Annotated in this window: 10 protein-coding genes; 2 read left to right on the top strand and 8 right to left on the bottom strand. The window is 26.9% G+C overall.

What is annotated here, in order from left to right; translation table 11 throughout:
* Positions 1–110: 110 nt before the first annotated feature.
* Together E0D94_RS05925 and E0D94_RS05920 are read right to left on the bottom strand one after the other, a co-directional pair.
* Positions 111–389: a 2Fe-2S iron-sulfur cluster-binding protein gene (locus tag E0D94_RS05925; RefSeq protein ID WP_165442881.1), complete on the bottom strand. Its 279-nt coding sequence runs from the start codon at positions 387–389 to the stop codon at positions 111–113.
* Positions 390–475: 86 nt separating this feature from the next.
* Positions 476–1,000 (bottom strand): hypothetical protein, encoded by a 525-nt coding sequence (locus E0D94_RS05920; protein WP_130806363.1) that lies wholly within the window; start codon positions 998–1,000, stop codon positions 476–478.
* A 165-nt stretch (positions 1,001–1,165) separates the two neighbouring features.
* On the opposite strand from E0D94_RS05920, the gene E0D94_RS05915 reads away from it, so the two are divergent.
* Positions 1,166–3,241 (top strand): ATP-dependent helicase, encoded by a 2,076-nt coding sequence (locus tag E0D94_RS05915; protein ID WP_242620489.1) that lies wholly within the window; start codon positions 1,166–1,168, stop codon positions 3,239–3,241.
* 37 nt (positions 3,242–3,278) lie between these two features.
* Here E0D94_RS05915 and E0D94_RS05910 read toward each other — a convergent pair whose 3' ends face one another.
* The 3 genes from E0D94_RS05910 to E0D94_RS05900 form a co-directional block, all read right to left on the bottom strand.
* The gene (locus tag E0D94_RS05910) at positions 3,279–4,034 is read right to left on the bottom strand and encodes a TPM domain-containing protein (RefSeq protein ID WP_130806361.1); all 756 of its coding nucleotides are present in this window, start codon (positions 4,032–4,034) and stop codon (positions 3,279–3,281) included.
* 10 nt (positions 4,035–4,044) lie between these two features.
* Positions 4,045–4,614: a LemA family protein gene (locus E0D94_RS05905; RefSeq protein WP_130806360.1), complete on the bottom strand. Its 570-nt coding sequence runs from the start codon at positions 4,612–4,614 to the stop codon at positions 4,045–4,047.
* 347 nt (positions 4,615–4,961) lie between these two features.
* Positions 4,962–5,567 (bottom strand): histidine phosphatase family protein, encoded by a 606-nt coding sequence (locus E0D94_RS05900; RefSeq protein ID WP_130806359.1) that lies wholly within the window; start codon positions 5,565–5,567, stop codon positions 4,962–4,964.
* A 184-nt stretch (positions 5,568–5,751) separates the two neighbouring features.
* On the opposite strand from E0D94_RS05900, the gene E0D94_RS05895 reads away from it, so the two are divergent.
* Positions 5,752–6,246, top strand: a complete 495-nt coding sequence (locus tag E0D94_RS05895) for a peptidylprolyl isomerase (RefSeq protein WP_242620523.1) — start codon at positions 5,752–5,754, stop codon at positions 6,244–6,246.
* 23 nt (positions 6,247–6,269) lie between these two features.
* Here E0D94_RS05895 and E0D94_RS05890 read toward each other — a convergent pair whose 3' ends face one another.
* The 3 genes from E0D94_RS05890 to E0D94_RS05880 all read right to left on the bottom strand — a co-directional run bounded on the left by E0D94_RS05890 (position 6,270) and on the right by E0D94_RS05880 (position 12,122).
* Positions 6,270–7,127, bottom strand: coding sequence for a DegV family protein (locus E0D94_RS05890; protein ID WP_130806357.1), 858 nt, complete (start codon positions 7,125–7,127; stop codon positions 6,270–6,272).
* An 11-nt stretch (positions 7,128–7,138) separates the two neighbouring features.
* Positions 7,139–7,591, bottom strand: coding sequence for a GNAT family N-acetyltransferase (locus E0D94_RS05885; protein ID WP_130806356.1), 453 nt, complete (start codon positions 7,589–7,591; stop codon positions 7,139–7,141).
* A gap of 262 nt (positions 7,592–7,853) precedes the next feature.
* Positions 7,854–12,122, bottom strand: coding sequence for a 2-hydroxyacyl-CoA dehydratase (locus tag E0D94_RS05880; protein WP_130806355.1), 4,269 nt, complete (start codon positions 12,120–12,122; stop codon positions 7,854–7,856).
* Between the last annotated feature and the right edge of the window lie 131 nt (positions 12,123–12,253).

Here is a 12,253-nt window from a genome sequence, read left to right as displayed (position 1 = left end):
TATCTCAAAGTAAATATTAAAACGATTATAACATGAAAAAGCTGCTATAATTGTCGAAATCTCAGTATTTACAAAACTTTAAAAATTATCTTAAATTATTGAGATAATACCTAAGCATCTACTACAATATCTTTATATGGAATAAAACTACAAGATAACCTCCAGTTATCTTCTATTTGCTCATCAGATAATTTATTATATTCTTCAGCACTTACATCAATAATATCATTCCCCTCAAGTACTTTTACTCTACAGCCTCCACATAATGCATTTCCACCACAGGGGGATAATATAGGTATTTTATTTGCACGAGCAATTTGTAATAATGTATATCCTGGATAAGTTTTCACAGTTTTTCCACTCTTTTTAAATTCTATATTAATGTACATATTATTCATCTAATCAACCTTTCTAAAAATATCAGTATTAATATACCCAATTTATAATTAGTTTAATATTTTTAGACATAAATTAATTAATTGTTAATAATAGATTCATATTTTTCTACTATTTCTTTACCTATTTCATCTTTCGATGATAATATTATAAATTTGATTTTATTTTTATCTACTGAATAAATAGCATCTTTTACCTGACTCCATTCTAAATTATCTAAAATATAATCATTCACTAAAACATGAATATTCTCATCACTTTCAATAGTATTAAGCTTAGATATAATTACAGGAAATAATTCTGCTGCACTCATAAACCCTACTATTGATTTTATTTTTACTATATTAATATCTTTTTTGTTCATATAATCTACTAAATTATCTTTTTGTAAAAAATCTTCTACTGATAACTTTATATGATACCTTTTTTCTATATTAGATTTATATGGAGAAGTTATGAACCTTGAATATTTTTCTTTACTCCAAAAAGAATCTAGTAATACTATTTTCTTTCCTTGTTTTGATAACTCTATAATATATTTTTTTGCATCTATTTCAGCTTGTTTTAGATTGCTATTTAAAAATAATACATTTCTATCATACATATTAGACACCCCTCTTAATTTAATACTAGTTATTAGTACCTGATACTAATATTATATGTTATTATAGCATAAATATATCCATTATGTCGAGTTTATTGTTATTGCTGTATTAGTATAAACTTTTTTATGATATACTTTTATATTATAGATAAAGGAGTGTCACTATTGTCTAATAATTTCTTTGACAATTTATCAAGTAATTTTAATATAAATTTAAATTCTCAACAACGTGAAGCAGTATTACATAAAAATGGACCAGCTTTAGTACTAGCAGTACCTGGTGCTGGTAAAACTACTGTTCTTATATCTAGAACTGCTAATTTGATTTTAAATCATAATATAAATCCACAAAATATATTGTCTGTAACTTTTAGTAAAGCCTCTGCTATTGATATGAAAAGTAGATTTTCAAAAGTATTTGGTAATAATTTAGGTAGAAAAGTACACTTTTCTACAATTCATAGCTTTGCATACAGTGTTATAAGATATTATTCAAAAATCAGTAATGATTATTATACTTTAATTGAAGGTAAAAATTCTCCTGTAAATAAAATTGTTATACTAAAAAAACTATATATGGAATTAAATAATTCTATGCCTTCTGAAGAAAAGTTAGAAGAATTATTAAATGCAGTGGGATTTGTAAAAAATATGTTGCTAAATGAAGATGACTTTACACAATATAAAAAATTAAAAATAAATAATTTTAAAAAGATATATGCTAAATATGAAAATTATAAAAAGAAAAATAACTATATAGATTTTGATGATATGCTTTCATTAACTATTAATATATTTGAAAAAAATCCTCTTATATTAAATAACTTAAAACAAAGATATCAATATATACAAGTAGATGAAGGACAAGATACTTCTAAAGCTCAACATAAAATAATTAGTCTTTTATCAAGTCCAAAAAACAATCTATTCATTGTGGCTGATGATGATCAAAGTATATATGGGTTTAGAGGAGCTTATCCAGAGTATTTATTAAGTTTTGAAAAAAAATACTCTCATTCTAAGAAATTTTTTATGGAACAAAATTATAGATCTAGTAGTAATATAGTTGATACTTCAAATAAATTTATTACAAATAATACTATTAGATATAATAAAAACTTATATACTGAAAATAGTGAAGAATCACCTGTAACAATTATTAAATTTAAAGATGAAAAAAAGCAATACGAATATTTATTTGATAATCTCAAAAATAATAGTCATGATTCAGCAATTCTTTTTCGAAATAATGTTTCTACTATATCCATAGTTGATGGATTACTTAAAAATAATATTCCTTTTTTTGTAAGGGATTCTAAAATAACATTTTTTAATCATTGGATAGTAAGAGATATATTATCTTTTATAAAATTATCCTATGATGAAACTGATATAAATAGTTTTGAAAAGATATATTATAGAATGAATGGATATATTTCTAAAAAACAAATAAATTTTATTAAAAGTAAAGATATAGATGAATCTATTTTCCATAACCTATTAAACTTTCCTGATTTAAAAATTTATCAGAAAAATAATATTAAAAGAATACGAGATAAATTTAAAGTCATTAGAAAATTAAATGCAAAAACAGCAATTGACTCTATATTATACGATTTGGAATATGATGAATTCCTAAGAAAAAATTCTAAAAGATATGGACAATCTTATGAAAATATAAAGATAATAATCTCTACAATCAAACTTATTTGTAGAGATCTAGAGTCTCCAATTCTTTTAATAGATAGGTTAAATTATATAAAAAAAGCTCTATATGAAAATAGAGAATATGGTGAAGAAAAGGTTAGGCTATCAACTTTTCATTCAGCAAAAGGATTAGAGTTTGAAAGAGTATTTATGATTGATTTAATTGACAGTGAATTTCCTAATAGTAATAGTATTGACGAATATGAAATGGGAAATAAAAAACCAATAGAAGAAGAAAGAAGACTTTTTTATGTAGGCATGACTCGTGCTAAAAAAGATCTGAAACTTCTTACATATAAATCTCGTGATGGAGAAGAGGTATTAATGTCAAGATTTATAGCTGAATTAGAAAAAATAATATCAAATCAATCTTTAGGTATAAATAACGGTGACAATATAATTCATAAATCCTTTGGAAAAGGAATTGTACTTGATATTGATAAAGATATACTCACAATTAAATTTGAACAATATGGTAAAAAGAAAGTTTCATTGAGTCTTAGTATGGAAAATAATTTATTAAAAGTAGTATAAGACAGATTTTAAAATCTGTCTTATACTACTTTTCTTTTTACCAACCACCGGATGCACCGCCTCCTCCTGAAGAGCCTCCTCCTCCTGAAGAGCCGCCACCTCCTCTTCCAGATCCTCTTCCTCTTCCTATACTTCTTATTAGCATATAAGTCAAAAAACCACCAAAGAATCTAAAGTCTATAAATATTAATATAATAATGAGTAACCCTATAAATATCTTCTGGAGTGTACTAAAACCATTTGACTGATTACTAGGCTTATTTTCTTCTATATTCTCTTCTTTATTTATACCTAAGTATTCATTTTCTATTTCATTTGTTATATTATCAAATGCTAAAAGTATACCTTTGCTATAATTCTCATTTCCAAAATTAGGTTTTAAATACTCATCTCGAATACGTCCCACTTTTCCATCAGGAAGTGCTCCTTCTAATCCATATCCTACTTCTATCCTAAGTCTTTTTTCATTTGGAGCTACTAATAAAAGTACTCCATTATCCTCTTCACTACTACCAATTCCCCACTCTCTAAACAATTCATTAGCAAATTCTTCTATAGAACGTTCTTGTAGTGAATTGACAGTAGCTACAACTACTTGTGCACCATATTTACTATATAAATTTTTATTTTTATTTATAATATGTTCTTCTACATCAGATTCTATAATGTTTGCTTCATCATAAACATAGTATTCATAACTAGGTTCTGGAAGTTCAAAATCTGCGGCAATAGATATGTTAAAATTAAATACTATGGAAAATAATAGAAATATAGTGAGCATCTTTTTGATCATATTCTATCACCTATTCAAATTCTACATCAGGTACTTCTTGATCTTCTTCAGATACCTCAAAATATTCTCTTTTATCTATTCCAAATATTCCTGCTACAATATTTGTTGGAAACTTTCTTATCTTACTGTTTAAAATTTTAGCTGATTCATTATAATCCTTTCTTGCAACAGCTATTCTATTTTCTGTACCAGCTAATTCATCTTGAAGTTGAATAAAATTCTGGTTAGACTTTAACTCTGGGTATCTTTCTACCACTACATTAAGTCCTTGTAGGGCATTTGTAAGCTGATTATTTGCATCAGCAAATTCCTCAGGTGAATCTGCTTTCATAACTTTACTTCTTGCTTCAGTAACTCCAATTAATACATCTTTTTCTTGATCTGCAAAACCTTTCACTGTTTCTACTAAGTTAGGTATAAGATCTGCTCTACGTTTTAATTGGTTTTCTACCTGAGCCCATGAACCATTAACTTGTTCATCTAATGATACTAAGTCATTATAACTCCCAGCTAAAAACATAATAGGAATTATTAAAACAACAACTATCACAACTAATACTATTAACAACGATCTTTTCATAAAATATCTCCTTTCAATCATATATTATACAATATGTATATTATACTCTAATTATATGCTTATACACAAATTTTTATAAAAAAATAACCCCTAGATTCCGTTTCTAGGGGTTACTCCACATTGGGAGGTTTCATTAAAGTATTATCGGCAAGATATACTTTTAAATATTACTATGGAATTGTGTAAATTATGAATTTACTTAAACGGGTAGGTATTGATAATGGGGGTAATATATTATTCAACACCTTAATTTACTTTATTGTTTAATTGAGAGTCATTCTCAACTCTATAAATATAATACCACAGTTGATAATTATTATCAAGTACTTTTTTTAATTTTTTTTATTTTAACTAAAATGACTTGTATCCCCATACATTTTTATATCAAATTTATCATTTTCTGCTTCTACTATTGTAAGGCTAGTATTAGGTAGCACTTGTTCTTTCCATAAGTTATCTATAGTTCTACCTTCAACATACATCATTATAATTGCAAGCACTATCCCATGAGCTACTATAAGTACTTTACCATCATGTTGTTTTTTAATATCTTCTATTGCAGGAATAACCCTATTATATACATCTTTATATGATTCTCCACTATTAGGTTTGTAATCCATTGGTGAGTTCCATAAATTATCAAACATTTTAAAATATTTTTTCTTTATTTCATCTCCTTTAATTCCTTCCCAGTCACCAAAATTCATCTCTTTTAATCTATCATCTGTTATGATATTAATCTTTCTATCTCCTTTTATTATATTTGCAGTATCATATGCACGTGATTGAGGACTAGAATATATTGCTTGAAATTCAACTTCTTTTAACCTATCTCTTAAATTTTCTGCATCTTTTATTCCTTTTTGTGTCAACGGAGATCCCATCTGCCCTTGAAAGCGTGCCTCAATATTCCATTGAGTTTGACCATGTCTTGTTAAATATAATTTTGTCATATAAATCACCTCTAAATTTTATTCATAATACTATATTACCCTATAATTCATAATTAATCTAATAGTATGCTATAATTATTTTAAATATAATTAGGATATATATATGTTGTTAGTGTATAATATAGTTGATATAAATTTATTAGGAGATGATATTGTGAGTAAAAAGCCAATTGTAACTATTAAAATGGAAAGTGGAGATGAAATCAAATTAGAACTGTATCCTGATATAGCTAAAAATACAGTTGATAATTTTATTTCTTTAATAAAAGAAAATTTTTATGATGGACTTATTTTCCATAGAATTATAAAAGGATTTATGATTCAGGGTGGTTGTCCTCAAGGTAGTGGAACAGGTGGACCTGGATATAGTATCAAAGGTGAATTTAGTGGGAATGGCATTAAAAATGATCTTAAACATGAAAAGGGAGTTATTTCTATGGCAAGATCAGCTCATCCTGATTCAGCTGGTAGTCAATTTTTTATAATGCATAAAGATTCTCCACATCTAGATGGTCAATATGCAGCATTTGGAAAAGTAGTAGAAGGAATAGAAATAATAGATAAAATAGCAGAAATGGAAACTAGCTATAATGATAGACCCTTAAATGAACCAAAAATAAATCTAATGACTGTAGATTTAAATGGCTATGAATTTAATGAACCAAACAAAATAAAATAATAGGCTAAATTTAGCCTATTATTTTATTTTGTTTTATTTAAGAAAAATATTGCAAGTGTACCTGGTCCTGAATGTGCCCCTATAGAACATCCTATCATATTAATTACAAAATCTTTAATTCCAAATTTTTCTTGCATCATATTTTTTAACTCATTAGCTTTTTCTAAATCATCTCCATGACTTATAGCAACTGTTTGATTTTTTAAATCTACTCCCCTTTTAGTCATTATTTCTATCATTCTTTTCATAACTTTACCTGAACCTCTAACTTTTTCAATAGGGATTAATTTACCTTCTTCTACATTTAATATAGGCTTTATGCTTAAAAGTCCACCTACAAATGCTTGAGTTTTACTTACTCTACCACCTCTATAAAGATATTCTAAATTATCTACCGTAAATACATGCTCCATGTGATTACTATAAAACTCAATTCGTTCTAAAATTTCATTTATAGACTTTCCTTCTTTTGCTAAAGATGCTGCTTTATGTACTATAAGACCACAACCAAGTGAAGCAGCAAGTGTATCATAAACCTCTATTTTTGATTTAGGATATTCTTCTAATACCTCTTCTTTCATAAGATAACCAGTATTAAAGGTCCCTGATAATTGTGATGAAAATCCTATATAAATAGCTTCTCTATTTTGTTTAGCATATTTAATGAAAGTATTTTTAAATGTTCCTGGAGATACTTGTGCTGTCTTTGGAGCTTTCCCATCTTTCATGAGTCTATAAAGCTCTTTAGGGTTCATATCAACACCATCGCTATATTCTTCGTCATCTATTATTACAGATAAAGGTAATATTTCAATATCTAATTCTTTTATTATTTCTTTTGGTAAATCACATCCACTGTCTGCAATTATTTTTACAGTCATATAATCATCTCCTATTTTTTATAGTTTTGATATACCATTTCAACATGAGGTATATCATCTTCTAAATATACATTTGAAACTTTTTTAAATCCTAAGTTTTCATAAAAACTAATTAAATATTCTTGGGCAGAAATTCTGATTATATCATATCTTAAATTATTTATTATAAAATCAATAGCCTTATCCATCATTTCTATAGCAAGACCATTACCCCTTTGGTTTTTATCTACTAAAACTCTTCCTATTGAAACATCTTCAAAAGATATCCCAGGCTCTAATACTCTTAAATATGCAATTATATCCTTATCTTTTTTAAAAAATATATGATAAGAATCTTTATCTCTGTTATCTATTTCATCATAAGGGCAATTTTGTTCTACAACAAAAACATCTATTCGCTTTTTTAATATTTCATAAAGTTCATCTTTAGTTAATTCATCATAAGTTTTTATCGACCACTCCATTTCATCCCTCCTAAAAATTTATATCTTATATTAGTAATATATATTATTTCTCTTAAATAAATTATACTATAAGGTTATAATTCTTTCCATCATATAGATAAATAAGAGGTGATTTAATGAGTAAAATTTTTTTCATTAGAAAAAAAACATTATATCTATTAATAGGTGCTTTAATACTTCTAATAGCGATATTAGTAGGTTCAGCACTTATTTAACTTAAAATCTAAAGAATAAGGCCCTTATTTCGGGCCTTAAAATTTTGCTATTCATTTGTCTGAAGAACTTCTTTATCTTCTTGTTTAGTTGTTTCTAAGTTTTTAAATGCTACAGCAAGCATAAGTTTTATACGATTTAATTGATTTACTTCACTTGCTCCAGGATCATAGTCTATGGCTGCTATATTTGATTTAGGATATGATTTTCTTAATTTTTTAATCATTCCTTTTCCTGTTATATGATTAGGAAGACATGCAAATGGTTGTAAACAAACTATATTTTCTACTCCCTCTTCTATTAATTCTACCATTTCAGCAGTTAAAAACCATCCTTCACCTGTTTGATGTCCAAGTGATAAATGTTCTTTTGCTGATTCAGCAAGTTCTATTATTTTTTTAGGTTCATTAAATCTTTTACTTTTCTGCAATGCTTTTTTCATATCTTTCCGTAAAAACTCAATAGCCTTTATTGAAATATTGCCTAAAAATTTATTTTTTAAACTACCTGACAATTTTTCATATTTAAAATTATTATTATAGGAAGAATATAAAAAGAAATCTAATAAATCAGGCACTACTGCTTCTGCTCCTTCTTCTTCTAACAATTCTACTATATTATTATTTGCAGTTGGATGAAATTTAACAAGTATTTCTCCTACTACCCCTACTTTAGGCTTAATCATATCCTCAATTATCTCTAATTTATCAAAATCATATACTATAGAATAAATATTTTCTTTAAAATTATCTTTATGTTCACTTGATAAACTATTTTTACATTTATCCATCCAAAAGTTATACAATTTATCTGATGAACCTTTAACTTTTTCATATGGTCTAACTTTATATAATACTCTCATAAGCAAATCACCATATACAAGAGCTTTTACCATTTTGATAGCCATTTTTAAACTTACATTAAACCCTGGTTGTTCATCTAATCCTGATGCATTAAGTGAAATTACTGGAATATGATTTAATCCAGCATCTTTTAAGGCTTTTCTTATAAAAGCTATATAATTTGTTGCTCTACAGCCTCCACCTGTTTGAGATATTATAACTGAAGTGTTATTTAAATCATATTTACCAGATTTTAAAGCATTCATAATTTGACCTACTGTTATAATAGAAGGATAACATGCATCATTATTAACATATCTAAGTCCTTCATCTATAGCCTTATGGTCTACTGATGGTAAAATCTCCAAATTATATCCTACACTTTTAACTGAAGCTTCTAATAACTCAAAATGAATAGGAGCCATTTGAGGTGCCAATATAGTATGAGTCTTTTTCATTTCTTTTGTAAATAATTTCTTCTTATCATTATCATATAATTTTTTAGGAATAAAGTTTTGATTGTCTCTTTCATCCATAGCTGCTATAAGTGATCTAATTCTAATTTTAATAGCACCTAAATTATTTATTTCATCTATTTTTAAAACAGTATAAATTTTCCCATATTGTTCTAAAATCTCATTTACCTGATCAGTAGTTACTGCATCTAACCCACACCCAAAAGAATTTAATTGAACAAGCTCTAGATTCTTTGTTTTTGCCACAAACTCTGCCGCTCTATACATTCTAGAATGATATACCCATTGATCTACAACTCTAATTGGTCTTTTTATTTCTTCAATATCATCTATAGCATCTTCTGGGATTACAGCAATACCAAAGGAATTTATCATTTGTGGTATTCCATGATTAATTTCTGGATCTATATGATAAGGTCTACCTGTCAAAACTATTCCTTTAATATTATTTTTTTCGATGTATTTTAAGGTTTTTATACCTTCTTTTTTAATATCCAGTTTAAATTTATCTAATTCTTTATATGCAGCTTCCACTGCATTTTTTATCTCTCTTTTAGATAAATTTTCTTCTTGTAACTCTTCTATTAATCTTTTAATTAATTTATCTTTATTATCTAGTGGTAAAAAAGGATTATAAAATTTGATGTTTTTATCGTTTATATCTTCTACATTTGCCTTTAAAGTTTCAGGATAAGAAATTACAATAGGGCAATTATAATGATTATCGGAATTCTTATCTTCTTTAATATTAAAAGGAATACAAGGATAAAATATTTTATCGACTCCTTTGTATATCAAATCCATTGTATGACCATGTGTTAATTTAGCTGGATAACAAACTGATTCAGAAGGTATACTATCCATTCCCATTTCATAAACCTCTTTAGAAGATCTTCTAGATATTCTAACTCTATAACCCAATTCAGTAAATAAAGTAAACCAAAAAGGATAATCTTCATACATATTTAATACTCGAGGTATTCCGATTTCACCTCTTATGGCTTCATCTTTTGAAAGAGACTTATATTTAAATAATCTTTTATATTTATATTCATATAAATTTGGAATATCGTTATTCTTTTTTTCTAACCCTGCCCCTCTTTCACATCTATTTCCTGATATATATTTTCTGCCATCAGAAAAATTATTTATAGTCAGTAAACAATTATTCCCGCAAAGTTTACATCTATCTATATTAGTATCTATTTTAAAATCATCAATTTTTTCTTTTGTTATTAATGTAGATTTGTGATTAAAATTATACTTTTCCTTTGCAATAAGAGCTGCTCCAAATGCTCCCATTATTCCAGCAATATCTGGTCTTACAACTTCTCTTTCTGAAATAATCTCTAGAGCCCTTAAAACTGCATCATTATAAAAAGTTCCTCCTTGAACAACTATTTTTTCACCTAATTCTTCAGGTGAACGAAGTCTAATAACTTTGTATAATGCATTTTTTACAACTGATATTGAAATGCCTGCTGATATATCTCCTATATCTGCCCCTTCTTTTTGTGATTGTTTAACCCTTGAATTCATAAACACCGTACATCTACTACCTAAATCTACAGGATGTTTTGAAAATAATGCTTCTCTTGCAAAAGTTTTAATATCCATATTTAAAGATTTTGCAAAAGTTTCTATGAAAGATCCACATCCAGAAGAACACGCTTCATTCAACATAATGGAATCTATAACACCTTTTTTGATTTTTAAGCTTTTCATATCTTGGCCACCGATATCTAGTATGAAATCTACACCTGGAAGGAAAAAATCAGCTGCCTTATAATGTGCTACAGTTTCTATTTCCCCTATATCGATTTTTAAAGCAGATTTTATTAAATGTTCTCCATATCCTGTAACTGTAGAATTAACTATATGGATATTATCATTTAATTTATTATACAAGTCTTTTAAAGCTCTTATACTGGAATTTAAAGGACTACCTGTGTTACTTCCATAATAAGAATATAAAAGCCTTCCTTTCTCATCTATTAATGCCAATTTAGTCGTAGTCGAACCTGCATCAATTCCTAAAAATGCATTTCCTTTATAGTCTTTTAATTCTATTCTCTCTACTCTATTATTATCATGACGTGATTTAAATATTTTATATTCATTTTCACTATCAAATAATGGCTTAATTTTTTGTACTTCTCCTCTATTCATTTTATATATGCCTGGTACTCTCTCATACAAACATTCAAATGGAACAGGTTCTTGTTCTCTAGAAGACAGAGCCGCTCCCATTGCAACAAAATACTGAGAGTCTTCAGGAAATATTATATCTTCATCCTTTAATTTCAATGTTTCTTTAAATCTTTTTCTAAGTTCCGACATAAAATATAATGGGCCACCTAAAAAGGCTACACTTCCTCTTATAGGCTTACCTTGTGATAATCCGCTTATTGTTTGATTTACTATTGCTTGAAGAACTGAAGCTGCAATATCTTCTTTTCTTGCACCTTCATTTAATAAAGGTTGTATATCGGTTTTTGCAAAAACTCCACATCTAGATGCAATAGGGTAAATTGTTTTATAATTTTTTGCAAATTCATTTAATCCAGATGCATCAGTTTCTAATAGTGAAGCCATTTGATCTATAAATGCACCTGTTCCTCCTGCACAAGTTCCATTCATCCTTTGCTCTAATCCTTCACCAAGATAAGTTATTTTAGCATCTTCACCCCCTAATTCTATAGCTACATCTGCTTGTGGAATATATTTTTCTATAGAACTAGTACATGCTACAACCTCTTGTATGAATTCAGCATTTAAATTTTTAGATATTGAAAGACCTCCTGAGCCTGTTATCAAAACTGTAATTTTTTTCTTTTGTAATACTTTTTGAGCATCTGCAAACATTGATATAACTGATTTTTTAATATCAGAAAAATGTCTTATATAATTTTTATAGAGTATATTAAATTGAGAATCTAAAACTATCATTTTTATAGTAGTAGATCCTATATCTAAACCTACATTTAATATATCGTACATATTAAGCCCTCCACGTACCAACATTTTATTTTGTTTTGTTATTATTTATATTACTATAATCAATGATTAATACTTTTTAACTAGATTTAATTATATTAACTATACTATTTATTTATAATTTAATTGTTCAA

Source organism: Senegalia massiliensis, from assembly GCF_900626135.1.
Taxonomy (GTDB): Bacteria; Bacillota; Clostridia; order Tissierellales; family SIT17; genus Anaeromonas; species Anaeromonas massiliensis.
Note: the sequence above shows the minus strand (reverse complement) of the source record. Positions and strands in the feature narration are given on the sequence as shown.